This window comes from Lederbergia graminis (assembly GCF_042655485.1).
In the GTDB taxonomy this organism is placed as follows: Bacteria; Bacillota; Bacilli; order Bacillales; family Bacillaceae_C; genus Lederbergia; species Lederbergia graminis.
The window spans coordinates 46,967-70,882 of sequence record NZ_JBHSMC010000025.1 but is presented as its reverse complement, the minus strand read 5'-3'; the positions used below and the strand labels follow the sequence as shown (position 1 = coordinate 70,882).

The window sequence follows — 23,916 nt, the reverse complement described above, 5'->3', positions numbered from 1 at the left end:
TGATTTTATCATGTATTTACATTTTTTCAATGGAAACGCTTTAAATATTTTCATATTTTGCTATATTTCTAAAAAGAATGTGAGAAAAGTGGCCTTAATTCGATTCAGATTCTAATAATTTATTAATCTCTGGACGGATTTGTTTTTCCGCTTGGTCTTCAATTTGGTTTAACGTTGTCTTGGAATCAATATTTTCATCAATGGCTCTTGCAACGTGACTAATATAAATTTCCCAAGCTTGACCATCAAAAGGTGTTAATCTTCTAACAGGAATGTGCTCATCTAACGTATCGTAAAACGCATAATCTTTTTGCCCACCTAAGTATTCATTTTCATGATTTGCATACCAAGGTAATGTGGAAATGCTTGTCCAACCAGGTTGGATTGAATGGTCAGTGAAAATCTTCCACGCTTCTTCACTACGATTCATCCATTCTACAAATGCCCAAGCAGCATCTTTGTTTTGGCTTTGAGCTGGAATTACGTGTGCAGATCCACCAAGCCCCACATATAAATCAAGTGGCATTCTCGTTACACGCCATTTGCCAGCTTGGTCAGGGAATAACGTTTCTAAGTCACGGGCAATTTGGCTACCTGCAGGAAAGGAAGCTATTTTCCCTTGAGAAACTAGTTGCTTACCTTCATCAGAGAACAATGCTGACACTTGCGGCGCCCATCCAATTTGTACGCCTCTTTTCACAAAGTCTAATAGGTCTGCCATCTTTTCATCATTTCTCAACCAATTGTATTCCGAATCATAGTAGCCAATTGCATCTCCATATTGAATCGCTGGAGAATCGCGCCATTCATACATGTAAATTCCATTGGCTGCAAAAGTTTGCGCTGCAGTTAACACATTTTCTGGATCTTGGAGAAATTCACCTAACTCATCAGGATCACTTGGTAATCCATGTTGTTCATATAAATCTTCTCTATAGTAAAAAACACCTGGTGTTACATCCCACGGCATACCGAGAAGTTGCGTACCATCTACTGATTTCCAACGCTCCCAGTTATACTCCGATGTATCTGATTGATAGCGTCCTGCATTATATGGTTCCTGCAGCAGGTTTTCTAGTACACCGTTTCCATAGCGAGGAAAACTCCCTTGTTCTACTAACGCAACATCTGGTGCTCCACTTCCAGCAGATGTTACTGTTTGCAATTTATCATGCAGTTCTCCAAATTCTAATACAACATTTTTCACCTTAATGTTTGGATAAACTTTATTGAACTCTTCTATCACTCCATCATAAATATCAGGGAGGAAATTCCAAAAAGTAATCTCACCCTCTAAAGAGCTATCAAACGTTAATTCTTCCTTTTGATCTGCGGACTTTTCTCCTTCATCCTTAGTACTTTTCTCCCCGCTGCTACATCCAGAAATTACTAGAACAAGAGAAACCATTACAAGGAATGCGCTTACAAACTTTTTCATACTGTCTCCTCCTCTATTCGAATATTCCCTCTACCTCTTTTCACAAGTATGCTAACATATAACTTATACGTACATTTTAAATGAATCTTATGTAACATCACCCTCTAACATCGTCCAATTTCATAAAGTATCCACTAGGATGCGTTCACAATATCCATAATATACATAATCTTGACCGTACATGTCAACCAAAAAATGTAATAATCTACTTTTTAGATGAAATATGTCCGTATAACACAAAGAACCCCCACACCGTTCTACTATCTAGATTAGTGTGGGGGTTAACAGCTTATTTAATTAGTTCGTCTACTTTACCCATAATATTTTCGACAAGTACCGATAATTTTTGTTCGCTGTCTTGTAGGGAATTGCCTTTGACTGCGAAGTAGAATTTCACTTTTGGTTCTGTTCCAGATGGACGGAGTGCGCACCATGATCCATCTTCTAGGATAAATTTTAAAACATTTGATTTTGGTAATTCAATTGTTGTTTTTTCATTTGTAGCTACGTCTAGACTAATACTTGTGTCATAGTCTTCAATTTTGCTGATCGCAACACCGTTAATATCTTTTGGTGGATTATTACGGAACTCTTCTAAAATGCCTGCAATTTGCTCAGCTCCGTCTTTTCCTTTTAACGTCAATGATCTTAGTGTTTCTTTATAGAAGCCGAATTTTTCAAAGATCTCCATTAAGCCATCATATAGAGATTTTCCTTGTGACTTATAATAAGCAGCAACTTCTGCTACAAATACAGCTGTTTGTACGGCGTCTTTGTCACGAACAAAATCACCTATTAAATAACCATAGCTTTCTTCATAGCCAAGTAAAAATGTATGTTCATGTGTTTCTTCAAATTCTTTAATTTTTTCACCGATAAATTTAAATCCTGTTAAAGTATCAATCGTAGAAAGTCCGAAATGTTCTGAGATTGCTCTTCCAATTTCTGAAGTTACGATTGTTTTGATGACAACACCATTTTCAGGAAGGGTACCATTTTGTTGTTTTTGTTCCAATATATAGTTCGCTAGTAGCGCTCCTACTTGGTTACCGGTTAATACGATATATTCACCTGCATCATTTTTCACTGCAATTCCTAATCTGTCTGCATCTGGGTCTGTCCCCATTAGAATATCTGCATCAATTTCTTGTCCATATTTGATTGCCAATTCAAATGCAGCATGTTCTTCTGGATTTGGAGATGCTACCGTTGAGAAATTCGGATCAGGTAGCTCTTGTTCTTTTACAATCGTGACATTTTCAAAGCCAAATTCCTTCAAACCTTCACGAACAGGGAGATTCGCTGTACCATGAAGTGGTGTGAAGACAATTTTAAGGTCCTTCCCAACTTTTTCAACAACCTCGCGATTAATTTGAATAGACTTCATTGCTTCAATATAAGCTCTGTCCACTTTTTCACCGATGTATGTTAGAAGACCTTTATTTGTAAGCTCTGCTTCATCAGCTACTTCAATTTCTAGTTCATTGTCTGCTTCTTGTACATAACGGATAATCACATCCGCTTCTGCAGGAGGTAGCTGACCACCATCTTCACCATACATTTTCAATCCATTATATTCTGGTGGGTTATGACTCGCTGTAATCATTACCCCTGCATACGCATGTAAATAACGTACTGCAAATGAAAGTACTGGTGTTGGACGGAGAGATTCAAATAAATATGCTTGAATGCCATGTTTTCCAGCTACTTTTGCTACTTCCAATGCGAATTCTGCAGACATGTGACGTGGGTCATAGGCAATTACGATACCACGTGCCATTGTTTCCGCACCTTGTTCCAAAATAAAACGAGCAAGACCTTCGGCAGCCTTACGCACTGTATAAATGTTCATTCGGTTTGTACCAGGGCCAATTTCTCCACGCATTCCACCAGTACCAAACTCTAAATCTTTATAGAAGCTATCTTCTAATAATTTCTCATTTCCTTGCATTGCTTGTAATTCTTCTTTTAATTTCGCATCTAAATGCTCAAATTCTAGCCATTGCTTTAACTTCAAATCCATGATAACACTCACCTTTCGATAGAGGGGGGCGGTATTTTCAAGTTCGCCCAATTTTACTTTATTTTTAATGGAGGAAACTCGATAATATCCTTTGCGATTTCCTCCACTGCTTTATCCATTGTATCGTATAAATACGGTTTGTTAAAAGCTGTTTCATTTTCTAATTTTTCAAGTAAAAATAAGGAACGTTCAGTTATTTCAACATCACCACGTTTTAGTATACGCTCTTTTAATTCAGATGCATCGGCTCGTAAAACGACATAGCGAATCTGTACATTCATATGAGAAAAATGTCTACAAAACCATTCTAGCTCATCTTCAACTACGGTATCAATTATAACGTGAAATTGATGCTGTAGGAGATTTTGTGTGATCGATAATATATTCTTCCACATGATAGCTAACATTTCTTCCCATGGTGGTGATGTAGCTTCATTATATATATGTAAAAAATCATCACCGTGAATAAGCGCACTCTTCGGAATAAGACGAGTTAATTCCTTTGAGACAGTCGACTTACCCACTCCGCACGGGCCAGAAATGATAAAAATTTGCAACATCTCATCATCCCCATTCCACATAGTATCATACCACAATTTTATATCGAAATTCGAAGAAAAATCGGGAGGTTGTTACCCCCCGATTTTTGGAATATGGATATCCACCTCTTTACCGATTTCGGATGAGCGTAGAATTCCATCAATTATAGCTTGGTTTATTAAAATCTCTTCTCCTGGAATCGGAGCTTCTGTTCCTTCCTTCACCGCTACTACAAAGGCGCGTACTTTTTCGTAAAAAATATCGACATTATGTTGCTGAACAGAAATAGGACTTTCTGTATGATGCCCTTGAATGTCATGGAAAAGGGTAATCGAGCCAATTCCTCCATCCCAAACACCGCTCCAAGGTCCACTTCCTGCAGGAGTTAATTTCAAGCCTGCATCTGTTCCAAGGAAAAGAGTTGGTCCTAATGAATCCATATGCATCGCCCAGGATATTTTAAAGTTCAACACTTTTCCGCCTTCTAATCTAACAAGCGCCACACCGAAATCTTCTACTTCAAACTTAGAAGCTTCTGCATGGTAATGCGGATTTGTACCAAAATGATTCGATGTGTAAGCAGAAACACTGAGTGGTTTCGGATAGCCAAGTGCATTTAATGCTAAATCTAAGGAATAACAACCGATATCAGCCATTGCTCCTGCACCAGCAAGTTCTTTATTTATAAAAGTCCCCCCTGGCATGCCTCGTCTTCTACCGCCACCAGTTTGTACATAATATACATTTCCAAGCTCACCTGATTGAACAATGTTTTTAACGGTTTGCATGTTCGGATCATAACGCGGTTGGAAGCCTACAGATAAGATCCTACCTGCTTTCTTGCCGACCTCTACCATTTCTACCCCTTGCTCTAACGTGACGGCAAGTGGTTTTTCTACTAAAACATGTTTTCCTGCTTGGAGTGCATCGACGCTTGTGCGATGATGGGCCACATTTGGCGTACAAACACTCACACCATCAACATCTAATTCTAGTAATTCCAAATGACTATCAAATGCCTTTGCACCTGTAATTCCTAACCTATTAACGAACTCAGCAGCTTTCCCTGGAATGACGTCTGCTACTGCAACAATCTCCACATCATCCATGCGCATATAAGCGCGTGCGTGTGCCTGCGCAATGCCACCGCTACCAATAATTCCAATTTTTATCTTCTTCTCCATACCGTTGTCCTCCCATTATGAATCGAGTGGTGTTTTCACCACTCGACTAAAGATCTGTCTTTCTCGCAAGCTTGTAAGCTTTTAATTATTTGGCTCTGTTAAATTTCATTGTTGTTAACAACTTAGTTGATTGTAGCGGATGTACACGAGACTCCTGCGGGAACAGCACGAGCCGAAGATCCACTTGGCAAAGCGGTTTTCTTTGCCATGTTAGCTGAGGCCGTGCCCGCGGAAAGCGAGTGTACAGGAGCGAAAATCAACGACAGAGTTTAACAGAGCCTATTATTTAAATATAGACTCCAAATGTTGCTTCGCCTTCAAAATCCCTTGTTGTTCCTTTTCCAATGTACCCCAGTAGCGGTGATCTTCTAGTTCAATACTAATTGGTCCCTTATAGCCAATTCCTTCAAGACGAATCGCTACTTTTTCCCAATTGACGTCTCCTGCTCCTGGAATTGTATATCGCCATGAGCCTTCCGAGAAATCATACTTATTACCGAATGTAGCTGCTAAGATGCCCATCTCATATTTATCATCTGTTAAAATTTCCGTGTCTTTTCCATGACAATAATTTACCCTTGATCCAAATTCAGATAAGAATCGTAAATGATCAATTTCCAAACGTACAAGATGGGATGGATCATAGTTGACACCAAAATGTTTTGATGGAATGGCTTCAAACATGGCCCGTAACATTTCTGGTGTACATCCAATCGAAGGATATTGTGGTGCAGGTCCAGGCCATCCTTCTAAAGCAAAATAAACATCCGATTTTTCTGCTTGTGCCACAACCTCTGGAAATGTTTCCTTCCAAATTTCAAAACTTCGTGAACGCGGTTGGGATATATCATCTGGTGCCAGACATATAAACATCGTCTTACCACCTATTTTAGCGACCTCACTAATTTGCTTATTTAGGGCATCCACCGCTTCCCGGCGTTTTGCTTCATCTTCACTTAAAAGCTTTGTCATCCCAACTGCTCCAACGCCATCAATCGAGCCAACCTCAATCCCAACTCTGTCAAATATCTCTTTTACTTCTTCGTTATAATACGGAACATCTACCACATCTAACCCAACACTTTTCGCCCAACTTGCTACACTTTCCATGCCTTGAGCACCAATTTTCGGCGGAATGCGCATCCCAATTTTAAATGACATATATGTATCCTCCAGTAATAAAAGATTAGTAGTTATTCTAAAATCACTCTTTCTACTATATTCACACGAATGATTTTTAGTAGTTTTTATAAGAAAAAAAGGGAGAGATTCCCTCCCCCTAAAGGCAATTTCATTACTTGCTTAGTTCGATGTTCTGTAACGCATGAACTCTGTTCCAGATTTAGCTTGTTTCGTAATCTCATCTTCTACTTCATGAATTCCTGCTTTTTCTAATGCGTCTCTTGTTCCATTAATTAATTCTTTTGCTTTACCTTCTGATGTCGCATGAATTGCTTGAAGAACAACATCACCCATCGTATCGAAAATAGCTTTGATTTGCTCATACTTCGGATGCTCATTAAACACTACGTTAGGATCCTTACCAGTTGTAGCTTTGATTCCATCTGGTGTCATAATCTTCTCGAATTCTGCTTGCACTTTATATCTTTCATCATATTGATATCCGAATGGACCACCAGCTAATGATACTTGGCGATTCAAACCAGATAAGCTTCCAAACATAACCCCTTCATTCGTTAATGCTTTTGGATCTTTTTGGACCTTATCTACCCATTCCTTCTTCGCTTCTACTTTGCCATCCTTCATTTCATAGTGGACGCCTTCGATTCCATAGTTCGCTAGTAAATAACCTTCATCCGATGCTAAGAAATTCATTAACTTCATCGCTGCTTCTAGTTTTTCTTTGGAAGCAGTTTTCGGAATTGCAATTAAGTTATTACCTGTTACATTCACTTCCGTACGATACTTATCACCATTAAAGTCATTCATAGGTCCAAGTGGAACATACTTATCTTGAAGACCAGCTTTTACTAACTCTGTCCATAATCCAGGGAACTGATTTGGAAGAGCAGCAACACGGCCTTGTGCAATTTTTTCTTTCGCGATTGTATCCGTATGTGTATATACTTCTGGATCTAGTAGACCTTCACTTAACAACTTGCGCATGTATAAAATATAGTTCTCATACTCTTCTGTCATGAAGTTCAGTCTTGTATTTCCATCATCATCAATAAACCACGCTGTTGATCCAGCCACTGGAACAAACATCTCCGACATAATATCTAATGGCCATCCACCACCTAGAGCACCTAGTGGATAGATTGGATTACCGTTTACTTCAAGGTTTGCATCTTTTATCTTTTTTAGAAAATCATACAGTTCTTCAGGCGAGTGAACCGTTTGTGGATCAACTCCAACTTCGCTTGCAATTTCTTTATTTACATACAGACCGTATAACCAGTTTGTAACGTCTGCATCTGTCGCAGGGTAGTTTGCATGAAGCATGAATTGGCCACCCTTTTGCTTGCTAATGATATTATCGTATAATGATTCAGCAAAGTTTTCTTTTTTCACTAATTCTGCTAGATTCGGATACTTCTCAATATATTCTGTTAAATCCCATAGTTGTCCTTCATTTGCCGCCTTCAGGAGCACTTCACTTTCTCCGCCCCATGCAGGACCAGTGTACATATCAAACTCTTCCCCTGTAGCAAACATCTGTGTAATTCTTTCTGTTTCACTACCAGTAGTGTATTCAAACTCAACACGCACACCTGTTTCTTCTAAAATCTTCTCTGCAACAGGGTTATCAAGCATATTTTCAGCCCCGCTTGAACCATTCCAGTTATGCAAGACCTTCAATGTGATAGATCCGTCTGCATTCGTTTCTTCCTTTTTACATGCGGACAGTCCTACAAGCACTAAAACTAGCAAAAAAGGTAATGCTAATCTCCACGCCTTTTTCATCTTACTTCCCCCTCGTCACCACATATTTTTTATTGATAAACTTCTCCCGTTTCGAAAGAAGGTTCATCCTTTAATAGAGCCAATCATTACACCTTTTACAAAGTACTTTTGTAAGAATGGGTATAAACATAAGATTGGTAATGTCGCAATCATTAAGGTTGCCATTCGCAAAGACTCTGGTGTCGTCTGTGATGCATTCACTAATCCGGTTGAAGTACCAATTTCAGAAGCTCTCTTAGCGGCATCTGCTAATGCTTGTGATTCATTCAAGAGATTATTCAATAAAGTTTGTACTGGTAAAAGTTCTTTACTTGTCACAAAGTAGGTACCCGTAAACCAATCATTCCAGTGAAATACTCCATTAAATAAACCAATTGTTGCTAATACGGGAATCGATAATGGCATAATAATTCGCATGAAGATTTGGAAATCTCCACAACCATCCATTTTCGCTGATTCTTCCAATGAGCTCGGAATTTGCTGGAAGAACGTTCGCAAAATAATAATATGGAAGAAACTATATAGAAATGGAATGACGTACACCCAAAACGAGTTAATCAATCCTAAATCACGATACAATACAAATGTCGGTATTAAACCACCACTAAATAGTGTTGGTATGAAGATAAAGAATGTGAAGAAGCTCCGACCTGGGAGATTCTTTCTTGTTAGTGCATAAGCGAATAATGCACTTAAAAACACATGAAGAACTGTTCCAATCAATGTTCGCAATATCGTAATTTGATATGCACCTAAGAATTTCGTATCTTTGAAAATAGTAATGTAATTTTCAAATGTAAATCCTTTTGGTAAGAAATAGATCGTATTCTTCATCGCCTCTACCCCGTCACTTAGCGAATAAGCTAGGATGTAAATAAAGGGGTAAAGTGTAGTAAAAGCAAAAAGTGCTAGTAGTGAATAATTTATGATGGAAAAAAGCGACCACTTTCTTATACGCATTTTATCCCCTCCTATTTACCATAGTGACGTTTCATTTACTTTGCGGCTAATTTGATTTGCGGTGATGATTAATATCATTCCGACTAGTCCTTGGAATAAACCTACTGCTGCCGCATAACTAAATCTACCTTGCTCTAAACCTGCTTTAATGACATATACATCCAATACCGTTCCAATTGAAGCCGTGGAAGGTGTATTTAAAAGTAATAATTGTTCATAACCTACAGACATAATTCCTCCACATGCTAGGATGAATAAGATAACCATAATTCCTCGAATCGAAGGTAATGTCACATGCCACATTTGCCTGAAACGGTTAGCACCATCCATTTTTGCGGCTTCGTATAACTGTGGATCAATCCCGGAGATACCAGCCAGGTAAATGATAGCTCCCCAACCAACTCCCTTCCAAATATCAGAAAGAATGATCAGTTGGTAAAAGTACTTTATATTCCCTAAAATTTGCACTTTGTCAAAGCCTAATGCGGCAATAATTTCGTTTACTGGTCCACCATACGGTGTAAACATCCTTTGCATCAATGTCACCACAACAACCCATGAGATGAAGTGTGGTAAATACGAAATAGTTTGTACCGTTTTCTTGAATTTAGGGAAACGAATTTCATTTAACATAAGCGCTAATATAATCGGCATTGGAAAACCAATGATTAGCTTTAGTAAACTAATAATTAATGTGTTACGGATAATTTCGCCAGATTGATAGTAATCAAAAAATTGTTTGAAATACTTCAGCCCTGCCCATGGACTACCAAATATTCCTTGTGCAAAGTTAAAGTCTTTAAAGGCAATGGTGATACCATACATCGGAATATAGGAAAAGATAAAAAACCAAATGACACCTGGAAGTAAAAATAAGTAAAAAATTCGATGTTCCCAGATTCTTTTCCAAAGATTTTTTTTATTGGCTTTTCTACTAATATCAGGCTTTCTGTTTATTGGCGCTTCCGCATGACTTTTCATTTTTCCCCCTTTCCCTAAGGCAAAGCCTCAGATTTAGTCATTTTCCCATCTAACTTGTATCTTCACTTCCTGATCGGAATCATGAAAATAATGAAGTAAAATGGTATTTGATGATTCATCCCACTCCCACTTAATTTCATTCGCTTTGTCAGCAGTTACCATGGAAGCATGTTGTGGTTTTCGCGCACTATATACTCGTGCTACTGCCTTCATTTTCTCTGGACCTTTTACGACCATTTCGAAACCTTCTTCATCATGAACTAGATTCTCAATACGAGAAGACGCTGCAATCACTTCAACTTGATTATTTTGTCTCTCGTAATTTAAGTCGTAAAGAAATACATTATCGTCTGGGTTCAATACAATTTTTTCTCGAATGGGCAATTGTGAATCAAATAAATCTACAAACTTTCCTTCGATTTCAAGGGGACTTAGATGTATCGATTCATCCATTACGGCAGCAATTCGATATGGTCCTCGTTGTAGCATAAAATAATTATTTTCTTCCCATTTAAAACTTTGGTCAGCAGTTTCTAAACTGCTCTTCACTATTTCTCTTAAAGCATCTGCACCTTGCTTACTTTCCGCACAGCTATCAGGAGATTGTGGAAGATAACCAACGATTCCTTTCCCTACTGAATGGATTCCGGCATGTATGTTAGTTGTTAAGCCTAAGCTCTCAAACAAATGCTCCCTTGGCGAGTCATACTTCTGCTTGCCATTATTCCACCACTCTCGTACTTTGTGGTATGGATCGCCGTCATCGCCAACATAGGTTAGAATCCCCCCATCTTTCACCCATTGGGCAATTGCATTATGTAAATCAGGATATTCCGGTTTCAAAAATTCATAGCTTAACATTAAAACACGGTAGTCTTTTAAGTAATTGGAAAAACGACGTACATTATCGAGCTGAACAGGCCTTACCCAAAATCCTCTTTTTAATAGAGGTAGTGCTAAACCATAGAAATGAGAGAAGTTTAATAGTTTGATATCTTCTTCTTTTTCCACTGCAGCTGCATCTGTTCCATCATATTTCGCCTCTGAGCCTTGAGCAGCAATATTCTTTCTTTGATACATCATGGAGTCAGAAAGGAGGATACCGATTTTTTCCTGTCTGCCATATACTTGAACATCATCTTGATTCATATTTCCAAGCGTGTGCATGATGTTCAGTAATGTCGTTGCATACTCTTCTGGGATGGCTTCTTTCACCTCATGATTTTCTTCACTCGGGTACTTCCCATCAAAAATCCTTCTTGGCCAAGGAGACACTTCGAATCTAGCAACCTCTGGATGTAAAAGTGATGCGACAACTGTTTTAAAATAGTTTTTCTTATAATCAGACCATGTGTAGCGTGGATTATCTTCAATTGGATCGTGTAGGAACCACATTCTCCGTTCTGTTCCACTAACAAGCTCCTGCATCATGCCATACTCCAGAAAAGCGCTTTCAAATGTTCGTTCCTTTCGTACGCCTTCGTATACATTAGGAGTCCTAGATGTTCCTGTCCAAATTTGTGCAATATATCCATCTACTGCTGGTAAATCAATTAATGCGGATTCTGGACTTACAATACGCCATTGTGTGTAATTGATCAGACTATGTGTTGGTACATAAAAACGGAGAAAACGATTATATTTTACGAGTGCATATTCTTTTAATTCACTACATAGTCGATCCAAACTCCGTTTATATAAATAGGCTTTTAGTTTGGAAGCTCGGTATTGAGCGTCTTCTGATTCATGCGGTGGCATCCATGGTTCTTTATAATAAATTTGCCATTCGCGTTTGAATGCGTCTGAGTAACCACCATCCACCCAAAATTCTGGTTCTTCTAAGTGAATTGCCTCTACTCCCGCATCTACAGCTATTTTTATTCGCTCTGTTAAGTAGTTCGTATAAGCAACCGTTGGTACCATGTATGGCACATCAACACCATGACTAATGTGATCACCTTGTTTGTTTTTCTGGGCTTCATCCCAATGTGTTCTACCGTCTACTTTTCCGTATAAATAGTCTTGGTACTCGCCCCAGGCAACTCCTGTCATGAGGTGGATGACATATCCTTTTTCTTTCCATTTCTTTATTCGTTCTGGCATCGTTTTATCGATTCCATAGACCATGACAAAGTCGGTTTGCAGGTCATAGGAAGACCTGTAAGGAGCTGATTCCTGAAATCCTGTACGTTCTTCTGTTCGATTTCTGTTTGTCATTTTTACCAACCCTTTTATAATGGATTATTGATTTCCGCTCCAGACACTCGCTTTCCGCGGGCGGTTCGGGAGCCTCCTCGGCGCTAGGCGCGCCTGTCTAGCTCAGGCTCCTAGCGGCTAGAGAACGAGCCATTCCTTTCCTTACGATAAGTCAACATCGGCTCGTTCCTCGCCGTGTTTCCTTTATCTCAGTGCAGGAATGTCTCGCGTTCATACGCCGCTGTTCAGTCACCTTCGCTTTTCTAACTGTGGGGTCTCCCGGCTACCGTTTTTCCCGCAGGAGTCTCGTGCCCTCCGCTCCAATCAACATTGCACGAAAAATTCTTACAGAAATTTAATGGTAGTTTTTACAATCACTTCTTCGGTAATCCGTTGGCTTCGCGTACGAGTTCGAAATATTGGTCACCGCGGACAACTTCAAATTCTTCTCCAAGAGAGTTAACGATTTCTTCAATTTCACTCGGGCCAATTGACCATGCTAGCATTCCCATTGCAACGAATAATGGTGATTCGCCATCCCAATCTGCTGTTTCTCTAGCAATGACTTCTTGGGCTTGCCCAACACTGCTTGCAGATAAAAGAATAGATTGTGGTAATTTTCCATTTAAGATCGTTGTTTCGGAATAGTTATCCCAACCGATAAAAATTCCATTTGGATTTGCGTAGTCAATATAAGCCTGAGCTTTTTGTTCTGTTAACATGACATCTCTGTGATCTTCACGGTTCAGTGCATAAATAATATCCATACCTGTTTTCTTCATGTATTTACCTGTTTGTTTCGCAAACGTATGGAATGTTTCGTCTGGCCAAACATTTGGATAAATATATCCAGCTCCTGATGGACCAGCAATTAATAGGTCATTATCAGTTGCAGTTTGTTGGAAATGACCAAGAATGGAAGGTGCAACATCGTATAATAACGGGCTTGTTGTCCAGTTAATTGGAACACTTCCACGTCTCTCGTCATCCCAAATGATTCGCATGCGATGTTGGTTGTACTGAAGGTTGTCACCTTCACCTAATGTAAAAGTAATATAAATCTTGTTTTCCAATTCCGGTGCTGCTACTGGTTTTTGTTTTTTAATTTTCCCTTTCGCTCCTGAGAAAACAGTCATATTATTAAACCAGTCTGCTGCTAGCACGTAATTACCATGCTTCGAAGCAAGCTCTGTACCACTGAATTCACCTGCAACATCATTTCCAAACCAACCTAAGTATGGAGTGTTCGGCTCTGTAGCAGATAAAATTTCCTCGAATAATGCTTTTTCTTCTGTAAGATTTGATTCTAACCAGAACACCATTGCTTTATTTGCCACTGCATAGTCACGTAAGAATCCATAAGGTTCTTGATCTCCAGATGCAACTGGCTTCACATTGGATGCTGATACTTTAAACTGGTTCCACATATCAACTGAAACAGTTAATTCGTCAGTATTTGCTGGAGGCGTAAATTCGTATACAAAGTATGCTCCGCCATCTGCCCAGCGATGATAATCAAAACGCGAGTCTGAATTGGATCCATCGGCATCATATAAATATGGTTCTTCACTTTCTGTACCTGGGATAAACTGCGCAATCACTTCTCCATCCGCTCTCACGGTTACTTCATGTACAGCAGGACCCCAGCCATCAGCTGAGTAAGCATCTTGGAAACGAAGGTATACTGCATCCTCACCTAGGAATTCCGTTAAATCGATCTCGTATACATCGCGATTAGAACTATCACGAACTTCTTCTGCTACTAATTTTGTAACGAAGGAGTCAAAGTTATCATCTGGAAGTGGAACACCTTTTGTTGGACTTAACCCAATTAACATACGATGTGTTGTTCTTGGCCATAGGTGCTCGAACTGCCATTGATAAGCTTCTAACCCATCTTCAAATTGGCCACGGAAGTCTTTAAGAATCTCAAGACTGAATGGTTTTCTTTGAAGTCTTGCAGCTAGTTCCGGACTTACTACAACGGCATTTTCCAAACCTGCATATGTCGTTGCAACATTCACTGTATCTGGCACATCTGGATCATAAATTACCATGCCATCAATTTCATCTTTATACTTATACAGTACATTCCATGGGTTTTCTGCCTCAGTATAAGGAACTTTTAAATCATTCAACCAAGTATATTTGCCTTCTTCCACATTCTCAAAAAGATATATTCTCGGTCTTTCTCGATTTATATTTCCTTGTAAAGTGGCGAAAAGTAATTTCACATCACCTGGCTCTTTTTCTATATCAACTACATCTAGATGTTTTGGCTTTGCAAAGGAAGGTAGCGCTTGACTAGTTGGCCAAGTAATTTTGCCATTGTTCGCTGGTTCAGGATTAGGACCTTGCGCGTAAATTGTACTCCCTGATAAAACGAGCACTAGCATCAAACTGATCAAAAATAGTTTTCTTACCATTTTCTCCTCCTGCAACATTTTTTGTTTTCTTTTAATCTCGTATCACTTAACTAGCATTCTACTAATCTATTCACCTCCAACAATAAATTTTTATATCAAGGGAATAAAACTAATATCCCATAGATATTGATTGTGATTAGATGTGTTGCTTCGATAAATGATAGCGCTTAATTTTTTCTGCAGAAGGAATATGTTAGTTTTGCGCTTTTGAAGGAATTGCTGATGAGATTCATGATGAAGTATTAATCATATAAGTAATTAGAATTATCTAATATGTCTTATGTCATTATAACAATTACATCATTTATGTCAATAGATTTTCAGAAAAAAATACCTCCTTATATTCGGAGGTATTATTAGCTAGTTATTGAGGTACTGGCCCAGTAGTAGACTTCACAATTAATTTAGGTGAAAGATTCTTTTTTCGATAATGAATGATTCGATCTTGTTTTTGATCTTCCAAAACTTGTATAAGAATTTTAGCTGCTTCCCGGCCAATATCTTGTTCAGATTGAGATATATGGGTGTAGACGCCAAAGTCCGTATCAAATGAAGGATCATCAAACGTTATAATCGATATATCCTCCGGAATTCGTAATGATAATTCCTTAGCAATACGTGCGATATAAACACCTAACTTGGCATTTAATGCGATATAAGCACTTGCATGACGATTCTTGATAAAATCATATAAAATATGATTTTCATCCACATGACCAGCACCTACTTTGAAATCGGTCACAATTAAGTTGGGATTAATCATTGTCTCACGTTCCTTGAGTGCATCCATATAACCCTTAATGCGGTGATCGACTGTAATTGTTGGTAGTGCTGAATCTGAACAAATGGCAATGTTTCGGTGCCCTAAATCCCATAAATGAGAAACAGCTAGCTTTGCTCCTTCCACGTTGTCAGAGCATACATAGTTCGTTTCAACACCTGGTAAGTAGCGATCAATTAATACAAACGGGAAGTTTTTTACTTTTAATTCTAAAATATCCTCATTATAAATTTCTGCATCCACTGGGAATATGAGTAACCCTACTGCTTGCATGCGCAATAGTTCACGAATTGCCTCGCGCTCCTGCTGTTTAGAGTTCTGACTTAGCATAAGTGTCACCATATATTCCGATTCATTAAATACTTCATAAATCCCATTAATTAATCGAATCGCGAAGAAATCTTCAATCACTGGCAGGATTAAACCAATAACTTTACGATTTGTTACAGTTACCCCGGAATTTTCAGTTTTTTCTTCTAGAATAGGAGTTTCATAGTTGGTGTTATTATTTCTATGTTGTAGGTTTTCAGCTGGTAGTAATTCAAATTGAGGTTCTTCTAGTTGCGTAGATTCCTCCGAAGCATCCTGCTTAGAGACTGCTAATTGCTGCGCTCCATCCTGGACAAAACTACCTTTTCCAGGAATTCGATAAATTAACCCCTCTTTCACTAGTTCCGCAAGTGCATTTGTGACTGTAATTCTACTTACATTAAATTGTTGCATAATTTCTTTTTCTGTTGGAATTTTTTCATGAGCAGCTAATTGATTTGTAGAGATCAGCTCTTTAAAATACTCATGGATTTGCAAATAAAGCGGCTCTCTGCTCCCACGCACCATCATCACAACACCTATTTCCCTTGATTGTTTTAAATCATTATAACAAATATATCATTTGGCGCAAACAAAAAAATTATAATTGTAGGAAAAAAGTCATATTTTTCGATGAAGAGGTACTTGAGGTTTTTTAGATTAAAAGAGGAGGAGATCCTTAATTGGACCTCCCCCTTGGAAAAGTATTTTGCTGTTTGTTTTTGGTAAAATGTAGGTAGCCTAGAGCTATTGGACATTTGAATGTTGGATTGCTGGTGAATTGTCTGTTAGAGGCAATCTATTAGACAATTCAACCTCATTTCCCTTGTAAAATGTCCATTAGAAGCATTCTATTAGACAGTTCGACCACGATTCCCTTGTAAAATGTCCATTAGACATGCTTCAAATAATCTTCTCAACGACATTTTTCAACTAACATGTCCACTAACTCTCCATAAATTTCCTTACATTTGCTCCAGCAATCATTAGGCCTTGTCCCCAATTGACGTGGACATTTTTTGTTGGAAGATCTTCTGGGTCACGATATTGAAATAGGACATTGCGTCGTGTTCTTTCACTACGGTTTGGTTTGGAGCCATGAATCGTTAAATAATTAAAGATTAATACATCGCCTGCTTCCGCTGGACAAGCAACACCCGAATCTATCGGATAGTCCTCACTACTCAAGTAATAGCTGCCTTCGTGTTCAATCGGACCTTGTTTATGTGAGCCAGGTATGACATGGATGCAGCCATTTCGTTCATCTGCATCATCTAAATGAACACTTGCTGCTAACATCGAATGGCTTTCATGCGGAAAATACGGATGATCCTGATGCATCGGGAATGCTGCACCGTTTTCTGGTGGTTTTACCAGCATTTTAGAGTGATGCAATTGAACATTTGGACCAATCAATTTCGAGAGAATGGCTACCATTTTTGGATGTGCAACTGCTTTTGTGAATGCTGCATCATGATAATGGACATCATGGAAGCCTTTTAAATCCAGTTGTTTCAGTTCTTCTTCAGGAATATAATCCCCTTGCCATGTGTGGTTCACATCTTTATTAGCTTGTACAGCTCGCTTTAAAATTTGTTCCACTGCCGTTCTCATTTCAGCAACCTCTTCTGGATTAAATACACCTTTCACTAGCAAATATCCATTTTCCTTGTAAAATTCTACATCTTGAGATTGAATCACACTCTCACTCCCTATTCGTTAATATATTCCCAAACAATATATGAACCGATTAGGACAAATACAACCACAAAAAATCCGGGAACTTAAAATATTCCCGGATTTCTCCACTACCATCAGTCGCTAAGTAATTTTTCTTGATATTCTTTTGGAGCAATTCCTACAAACTCTCGGAAAACTCTTGTGAATTGCTTCGGATTTTTATACCCTACTAAACTGCTAACTTCATAAATTTTTAATTCAGGGCTAGTCAGTAATGTTTTTGCCTGTTCAATCCGCACTTTCTTTAAGTAATCAACAAAGCTATGGCCAGTATATTCTTTAAACATATGGCTGAAGTACGAATAATTCAAGGAAACATAATTAGACACAACTGCTAAATTTATATCTTGGTTATAGTTGTCATGTATATACTTGATGGCCATTTCCATATACTTTTGCTCAGAGTATACAGATTTTAACTGTTTTTGATACTCATGTAAAAGAAAAATCATCTCTTCCAATGCATAAAAATAGTCATAAAAACTCTTAAAATGATAAATATACCCTACTTTATCATAGCGTTTTAAAATTTCTACCGAATCCTCACCTAGTCTGTGGTAGGCAGCATCTAGAATAATCGTATTAATGGACCTACTGAGTAACTCCATATACTCAATTCCTTGATGTGTGATTTCCTCTAAATTTAATACTTCTAGTAAACACGTTTTAATTTCCTGTTCTCGATTGGTGCCAATCATATGAAAAATTTTCTTCAAGTTATCTACTGGTATATCATGATCGGTGATTTTACTCTTATTTACATGACTAAAATGAATGAGCGGTTTTTCTGGATAAAGAAAATAATTTTTCAGGGCAAAAACAGCTTGCTCATAGGCGGTTTTAATATGTTCTAAGTGAGTATGTCTGACACTTATCCCTAGTGATGATCTTTTTGATTTCATATGTGATTTTAGTGTATGAAATAACTGTTCCTCGCAAGTGAGTATAATTACGTTCCCATCCTTGTCTCGAAAGCAGAAATATTCACTGCCACTACAATACTTAGCAATCATATCTTCTACATAGGCAACATTTTCTTCCTCACTAGATTCATGGAACTTCATTGCCCCAACATAATAACCGTCCATAAAAGCATCCAATTGTAGGTTCGTGACAATCTTATTCACTTCTTCTTCCCGTATCTTCGGGTGGATAAAAATATAATTTAATTGATTGGAACAATATTCATTAGCAGCTTTTTTTGTATTTTGTTCGACTTCTGCTTCCAGTAGAACACGTTCTAAAGTTTGTTTTAATTCATTGCGATTGATAGGTTTTAATAAGTAATCTTTGACGCGAAATTTAATTGCTTCTTTCGCATATTGAAAATCGTCATAGCCACTAATGATAAGAACAGTTGGTTTGTATGCGAGATTTTGTATGGATTGGACAAGTTGAATACCGTCCATTTCTGGCATTTTAATATCAGTTAATAAGATGTCAATATCATTTGAATTTAATAGTTCAAGAGCTTCCAACCCGTTACTAGCTAAAAGAAATTCGAATGTTTCTGGGAATGCTCGACTAATCATTGCTTGAATCCCAAGTCGAATATTCCTTTCATCGTCCACAATTAATAGCTTATGCATCCCTACTCGCCCCCCTTATGATTAAATAAGGCAGTCTAATCATCACTGATGTATATTCGTTTTTCACACTTTTCACGGAAATTCCATACCCTTTTCCATAAAACAAAGCGATACGTTCATGGACATTTCGCAAGCCAATTCCGTCTTCACTCGTGGACTGATCATTACTTAGTCCATTAATTTTTCGATTAAGCGTATATAATTGCTGGGTATCCATCCCTACCCCATTATCGGTTACCTCGATGATTACTGTTTGGTGTTGCAAATATGCTTTCACATGAATGGTCGACTCCTCATCCTTCATCGAATTTGGTTCGATACCATGCTTGATGGCATTTTCAATGATAGGCTGCAGCGATAGCTTTAATATTTCTTGATCTCGTAACTGATCAGGTATATCTACTACAAGTGAAAGTGGTCGATTCAAACGCAGATTCATAATATCAACATAATTTTTTATATGTGCAATTTCTTCACTTAATACGACATATTCATTTTTCCACTTAATATTGTAACGCATCATTTCACCTAAAGAAGTGATCGAATCAGATATTTCATATTTCCCCTCTATTTCCGCCATCATCTTAATATTTTCTAATGTATTGTAGAGGAAATGAGAATCAATTTGTGTTTTCAATGCTTTTAATTCGGTATCTTTTGTCACTGCCTGTTTATACACTGCATCCGCAATCAATGTATTAATTTTACTTAGCATTCGTTTAAAGTGAAACGCAAGAATAGCAATTTCGTCATGACCATCTGTATTTATTTCAGTGGAAAAATCTCCTTTTTCCACTTGTTTCATATTATCTATTAACCTATACAATTTTTTCAGTAATAGCGAAATAATGACATACGTAAGTACTGATAAAATAAATAAAATAACCATTGCTGTTATTAATGTAACATTTCTAGCTTTTTTCGTTTCCATATAAATATCTTGAAGTGAAATGACATTAACCATATGGACATCGATATCTTTCACATATGTCGCAACGACTAAATAAGGGATATGACGATTCGTTAATAAAAAACTATCCGTTTCTTCTTCATCTGTTAACTTATCTAAAATAATGCGATAATCTTCACTACTAAACTTTTCATCTTGCAAAAAATTATTTGCTGGGTTTGTATAGATTTCTTCATCATTATTAATGACGATCATCTCAGACATTCCATCTGAAATCGGACTAAACATCCGTGGAAAAAAATTACTTTGCAGCATGGAAATTTCAATAATTCCTAGATGGTTTCCATACAAATCATTAATCCTTCTATACAAGGAGATCTTTGGCCTTTCTTCTTTAATATTCGATAATAAGTCTATATCATCGTGCTTTAGCCACCATAGCTCTTTTCCATCGAGATTCATTACTTCGGAATACCACGGTGTTGCCACAATACGAGATTCTTTATATAAAATCGGCCACATCTCATACATTGATTCATTATCCATAAATAGGCGGAAATGATTAATACTAGGGTTTACTGTTTGCACATTCACCATTTTCGTTATATGTTCTCGTTGAAATTCAATTAATTCACTTACAGTTCGCTCGTTTCTATTGCTGATAAAATCGATGATGTGATCATCAGATGCTATCATTTGTGCTGATTCACGCATCGTTTCTATATTCTTTTCGATATGAATTTTTTCCATTTCCATCAAATATTCATTTTGTTCTTTACTATCTTTGACCGCATTTTTGTAAAATGCATTCGAATAAAAGAAAACGATGATAATGACAGGAATCATAAACAACATTACATACAAAACGACGAATTTGTTTTGCAAGGATAACTGGCTATATCGTTGATAGATGCTTTTCGCTATTTTTTTCATAAATATGATGACCACATCCTACATATTGTCCATAACTCCATTATCACACAATCATTTACTTTAAGAAACGAGGATTTCAATACCATTGAAGTGAGAAAACCCTCCTAAAATCTAGGAGGATTTCTCACTATAGTACACGTATCTATTGATTCATTGCTTTTTCAATTTTCGCCTTATTTTCTTGGAACTTCTTCGTTTGGTACTCACGGACTTTCTTATATCCTAATTCATCACGTTTTTCAATAAACTCATCGAAAATTTTGTCAAACTCACTATCAGATTCTGCTAATATTAGCTTCGGAAGAGTTTTACCCCATTCTTGGGCTATTTTCGTATTCGCTACCCCTTCTGATGATGTACCTTGTGGGTTAATATCATCATATACTGCAAAGCTTTGCGTTTTTCCTTTTGTCCAATCCTCTAGTTGTTTAAACGGCTCCGAAGTTGGTGGCTGCCATTGCAATTGCATGTCGGTATCCATTAACATCCAGAATGTATGAGAAGCTCCATATTTTTGGTCAAATGCAGTTCTGTCACTATTTAATAATTCTAGAACTTCCGGTTTGAACTGATCCTTACCATCAATCGTGTCATACGTTACTCCCTTAGGACCAAGATACATATCCCGTTGACCTTCTTCACTAATTAAGTAACTCATAAAACGAATGGCTCTTTCTGGATCTTTTACATTTTTAGAGATTAGCGTAATCGTCCAACCTGATAAGCCGTCACCAGCAAGTGTTGGTGCGTCTAGATTAGAATTTGCTGGCCCATCTACTGCAATATAAACAGAATCTGGATCATTTTGGTAAAGTCCTAATTGCTGTGCTTGCATATCACTTCGTTGATACAGCATTGCAAAATAACGGCCTTGCGCAATTTTTTCTTCCATTTGTGGACGCTTATCTATGAAAATATCTTTCGCTAATAGTCCGTCTTCATTTGCCTGTCTAAATACTTTCAACCATTTTAGATATTCTGGATCTGTCGTACGGTCATATAATTCGCCGTCTTTTTCCATCGGAATTGCTAAGAAATTTTGTAAATATCCTTCTAATGAATAGTTTCCATTATCACCAAACTCATGTAAACCTAATGGAATTAGTGGAGCACCATTTACTTCTGGAAATTCTTCTTTCGCCTTCTTTAATGCATTGAGGAAGCCTTCAGGTGTTCTCATGTCTGGGCTACCAATTGCTTCATACATATCTTTACGTACTAAAAATGTTTGGTTAGATGGCTTTTGATCCTTATATTTATCAAAATTAGCTGGTGAAGAAGAGGCATTTGGATATCCATAAACATTACCATCTTCTTGTCGATACCACTCTAATTTCCCTGCATCCGATACCTTAAAGAAATATGGATCATAACGATCAGCAAGTTTATTTAATGGAAGTACTAGTTCTCCTTCAATCATTTGTTTAACAGCATCTTCCCCCCAAGACAATGTAAGGAAGTCTGGCAGATCACCTGACACAATCATCGTATTCATTTTTTCCGCTTCATTACCAGCAGGGGAGATTAGGTTTAAAGTTACCCCTGTTTTTTCCGTAATATATTTGGAAGTTGCGTCATTTCCCCACTTACTTGCAAACCAAGAGAAGTTAATATACCAATCGAACGTAATTGGAGATGTATCCTCTTTCCAACCTGGTTCATCCTCCGTTAGTTCAGTTTGCGGCTTCTGATTAATGACAGAATCACTGTCTTTTTTCGATGTACAGGCCACAAGCAATGCTCCTATAATGGAAACAACAAACATGAGATACAGGCTTTTCAGCCATCTTTTTCTCTTCATTTTTTCATAACCCCTCTCTTTTTATTAAGGCTCTGTTAAAGTTCATTGTTGTTAACAACTTAGTTGAATGTAGCGGATGTACACGAGACTCCTGCGGGAACAGCACGAGCCGAAGATCCACTTGGCAAAGCGGTTTTCTTTGCCAAGTTAGCTGAGGCCGTGCCCGCGGAAAGCGAGTGTACAGGAGCGAAAATCAACAACAGAGATTAACAGAACTTTTATTAAAATGTGAATTCCTCATAGAGGAAGAACTACTAAATGTATTAACCTTTTACGGAACCAATCAACATTCCTTTGACGAAGTACTTTTGTAAAAATGGATACACGAGTACAATCGGTAACGTTGTAATCACCATTGTTGCTAGTTTTAAAGATTGTGATGTTAATGATTTCGCCGCAACTCCACTTGGAGCATTGACCATCATTTGATTGGAGCTCGATTCCGCTACCACTTTATATAAATAAGTCTGAATCGGCTGCAGGTCCGCATCATTGACAAAAATGACCCCTGCGAAATAATCATTCCATTGGTATACACCTTGGAAAAGGGCAATCGTTGCAATTACTGGCATCGATAAAGGAATAACTACTTTGAAGAATATTTTCAAATCACTTGCTCCGTCAATTTTTGCTGCCTCCTCAAGTGAAGTAGGAAGCTCTCTAAAAAAGGACACGAAAATAATTAAATGAAAGAAATTAAATAATGCTGGGATAATGTACACTAAAAAGTTATTTAATAATCCAATATCTCGTAGAAGTAGGAAATATGGAATTAATCCACCACTAAAGAACATCGTAACAATACCAACAAACATGTATATATTTCTTCCTCGTAAATCCTTACGCGACAGCGCATATGCAACCATCGCTGTGAAGAACACATGAGAAATGGTACCGATGATTGTTTTTGCTACCGTAACCCCAAACGAAGTTAAAATACCTTCATTGGAAAGAACTGCTTTGTAATTATCCAATGTAAATTCTCTCGGCCACCAATAGATACCACCTTTCATCGCATCCATTCCTTCATTTAAGGAATTCACGATGACATACCAGATAGGATAAAGCGTGATGAAACAGATGAAAATCATGAGAAGAATGTTGATATTATCAAAAATGTATTCACTCGTTGTTCTTCTATTTCGTTTTAATAGTCTTAACATGTGTATCCCTCCCT

16 protein-coding genes are annotated in these 23,916 nt (G+C 37.7%); all 16 read right to left on the bottom strand.

Annotated features, from left to right (window positions below; all coding sequences use genetic code 11):
* Nucleotides 1-94: 94 nt before the first annotated feature.
* Nucleotides 95-1,438, bottom strand: coding sequence for an ABC transporter substrate-binding protein (locus tag ACFPM4_RS16655; RefSeq protein WP_382354226.1), 1,344 nt, complete (start codon nucleotides 1,436-1,438; stop codon nucleotides 95-97).
* Between the two features lie 289 nt (nucleotides 1,439-1,727).
* Nucleotides 1,728-3,461: a phospho-sugar mutase gene (locus ACFPM4_RS16650; protein WP_382354224.1), complete on the bottom strand. Its 1,734-nt coding sequence runs from the start codon at nucleotides 3,459-3,461 to the stop codon at nucleotides 1,728-1,730.
* 53 nt (nucleotides 3,462-3,514) lie between these two features.
* On the bottom strand, nucleotides 3,515-4,021 hold the full coding sequence (locus tag ACFPM4_RS16645) for an AAA family ATPase (RefSeq protein WP_382354221.1): 507 nt from the start codon (nucleotides 4,019-4,021) through the stop codon (nucleotides 3,515-3,517).
* A gap of 72 nt (nucleotides 4,022-4,093) precedes the next feature.
* Nucleotides 4,094-5,185, bottom strand: a complete 1,092-nt coding sequence (locus ACFPM4_RS16640) for a Gfo/Idh/MocA family protein (protein ID WP_144926274.1) — start codon at nucleotides 5,183-5,185, stop codon at nucleotides 4,094-4,096.
* Nucleotides 5,186-5,467: 282 nt separating this feature from the next.
* Entirely contained in the window at nucleotides 5,468-6,346 is an 879-nt protein-coding gene (locus tag ACFPM4_RS16635) for a sugar phosphate isomerase/epimerase family protein (protein WP_382354217.1), read from the bottom strand.
* Nucleotides 6,347-6,487: 141 nt separating this feature from the next.
* Nucleotides 6,488-8,113: an extracellular solute-binding protein gene (locus ACFPM4_RS16630; RefSeq protein ID WP_382354214.1), complete on the bottom strand. Its 1,626-nt coding sequence runs from the start codon at nucleotides 8,111-8,113 to the stop codon at nucleotides 6,488-6,490.
* 63 nt (nucleotides 8,114-8,176) lie between these two features.
* Complete coding sequence (locus tag ACFPM4_RS16625; protein ID WP_144926266.1) at nucleotides 8,177-9,073, bottom strand: carbohydrate ABC transporter permease; 897 nt, start codon at nucleotides 9,071-9,073, stop codon at nucleotides 8,177-8,179.
* A 15-nt stretch (nucleotides 9,074-9,088) separates the two neighbouring features.
* Nucleotides 9,089-10,054 (bottom strand): ABC transporter permease, encoded by a 966-nt coding sequence (locus tag ACFPM4_RS16620; RefSeq protein ID WP_382354210.1) that lies wholly within the window; start codon nucleotides 10,052-10,054, stop codon nucleotides 9,089-9,091.
* Between the two features lie 33 nt (nucleotides 10,055-10,087).
* Nucleotides 10,088-12,271, bottom strand: coding sequence for a hypothetical protein (locus ACFPM4_RS16615; protein WP_382354207.1), 2,184 nt, complete (start codon nucleotides 12,269-12,271; stop codon nucleotides 10,088-10,090).
* Between the two features lie 353 nt (nucleotides 12,272-12,624).
* Nucleotides 12,625-14,676 (bottom strand): GxGYxYP domain-containing protein, encoded by a 2,052-nt coding sequence (locus ACFPM4_RS16610; RefSeq protein ID WP_382354204.1) that lies wholly within the window; start codon nucleotides 14,674-14,676, stop codon nucleotides 12,625-12,627.
* A gap of 364 nt (nucleotides 14,677-15,040) precedes the next feature.
* Nucleotides 15,041-16,294, bottom strand: coding sequence for a GntR family transcriptional regulator (locus ACFPM4_RS16605; RefSeq protein ID WP_382354201.1), 1,254 nt, complete (start codon nucleotides 16,292-16,294; stop codon nucleotides 15,041-15,043).
* A gap of 417 nt (nucleotides 16,295-16,711) precedes the next feature.
* Nucleotides 16,712-17,467, bottom strand: a complete 756-nt coding sequence (locus ACFPM4_RS16600) for a phytanoyl-CoA dioxygenase family protein (RefSeq protein WP_382354198.1) — start codon at nucleotides 17,465-17,467, stop codon at nucleotides 16,712-16,714.
* Between the two features lie 113 nt (nucleotides 17,468-17,580).
* Nucleotides 17,581-19,095, bottom strand: coding sequence for a response regulator (locus ACFPM4_RS16595; protein WP_382354195.1), 1,515 nt, complete (start codon nucleotides 19,093-19,095; stop codon nucleotides 17,581-17,583).
* Nucleotides 19,088-20,938, bottom strand: coding sequence for a cache domain-containing sensor histidine kinase (locus ACFPM4_RS16590; RefSeq protein ID WP_382354192.1), 1,851 nt, complete (start codon nucleotides 20,936-20,938; stop codon nucleotides 19,088-19,090). Before ACFPM4_RS16590 ends, ACFPM4_RS16595 begins: the two co-directional genes overlap by 8 nt.
* Before the next feature lie 142 nt (nucleotides 20,939-21,080).
* Nucleotides 21,081-22,739, bottom strand: a complete 1,659-nt coding sequence (locus ACFPM4_RS16585) for an extracellular solute-binding protein (protein WP_382354189.1) — start codon at nucleotides 22,737-22,739, stop codon at nucleotides 21,081-21,083.
* A gap of 263 nt (nucleotides 22,740-23,002) precedes the next feature.
* Nucleotides 23,003-23,902 carry a carbohydrate ABC transporter permease gene (locus tag ACFPM4_RS16580; RefSeq protein WP_382354186.1) on the bottom strand — a complete coding sequence of 300 codons (900 nt, stop codon included), beginning with the start codon at nucleotides 23,900-23,902 and terminating at the stop codon, nucleotides 23,003-23,005.
* Nucleotides 23,903-23,916 lie beyond the last annotated feature (14 nt).

Excerpts from the sequence above, each read along its gene's own strand:
- ACFPM4_RS16655 (WP_382354226.1), bottom strand. The coding sequence starts at position 1,438 with ATGAAAAAGTTTGTAAGCGCATTCCTTGTAATGGTTTCTCTTGTTCTA.
- ACFPM4_RS16650 (WP_382354224.1), bottom strand. The coding sequence starts at position 3,461 with ATGGATTTGAAGTTAAAGCAATGGCTAGAATTTGAGCATTTAGATGCG.
- ACFPM4_RS16645 (WP_382354221.1), bottom strand. The coding sequence starts at position 4,021 with ATGTTGCAAATTTTTATCATTTCTGGCCCGTGCGGAGTGGGTAAGTCG.
- ACFPM4_RS16640 (WP_144926274.1), bottom strand. The coding sequence starts at position 5,185 with ATGGAGAAGAAGATAAAAATTGGAATTATTGGTAGCGGTGGCATTGCG.
- ACFPM4_RS16635 (WP_382354217.1), bottom strand. The coding sequence starts at position 6,346 with ATGTCATTTAAAATTGGGATGCGCATTCCGCCGAAAATTGGTGCTCAA.
- ACFPM4_RS16630 (WP_382354214.1), bottom strand. The coding sequence starts at position 8,113 with ATGAAAAAGGCGTGGAGATTAGCATTACCTTTTTTGCTAGTTTTAGTG.
- ACFPM4_RS16625 (WP_144926266.1), bottom strand. The coding sequence starts at position 9,073 with ATGCGTATAAGAAAGTGGTCGCTTTTTTCCATCATAAATTATTCACTA.
- ACFPM4_RS16620 (WP_382354210.1), bottom strand. The coding sequence starts at position 10,054 with ATGAAAAGTCATGCGGAAGCGCCAATAAACAGAAAGCCTGATATTAGT.
- ACFPM4_RS16615 (WP_382354207.1), bottom strand. The coding sequence starts at position 12,271 with ATGACAAACAGAAATCGAACAGAAGAACGTACAGGATTTCAGGAATCA.
- ACFPM4_RS16610 (WP_382354204.1), bottom strand. The coding sequence starts at position 14,676 with ATGGTAAGAAAACTATTTTTGATCAGTTTGATGCTAGTGCTCGTTTTA.
- ACFPM4_RS16605 (WP_382354201.1), bottom strand. The coding sequence starts at position 16,294 with ATGGTGCGTGGGAGCAGAGAGCCGCTTTATTTGCAAATCCATGAGTAT.
- ACFPM4_RS16595 (WP_382354195.1), bottom strand. The coding sequence starts at position 19,095 with ATGCATAAGCTATTAATTGTGGACGATGAAAGGAATATTCGACTTGGG.
- ACFPM4_RS16590 (WP_382354192.1), bottom strand. The coding sequence starts at position 20,938 with ATGAAAAAAATAGCGAAAAGCATCTATCAACGATATAGCCAGTTATCC.
- ACFPM4_RS16585 (WP_382354189.1), bottom strand. The coding sequence starts at position 22,739 with ATGAAGAGAAAAAGATGGCTGAAAAGCCTGTATCTCATGTTTGTTGTT.
- ACFPM4_RS16580 (WP_382354186.1), bottom strand. The coding sequence starts at position 23,902 with ATGTTAAGACTATTAAAACGAAATAGAAGAACAACGAGTGAATACATT.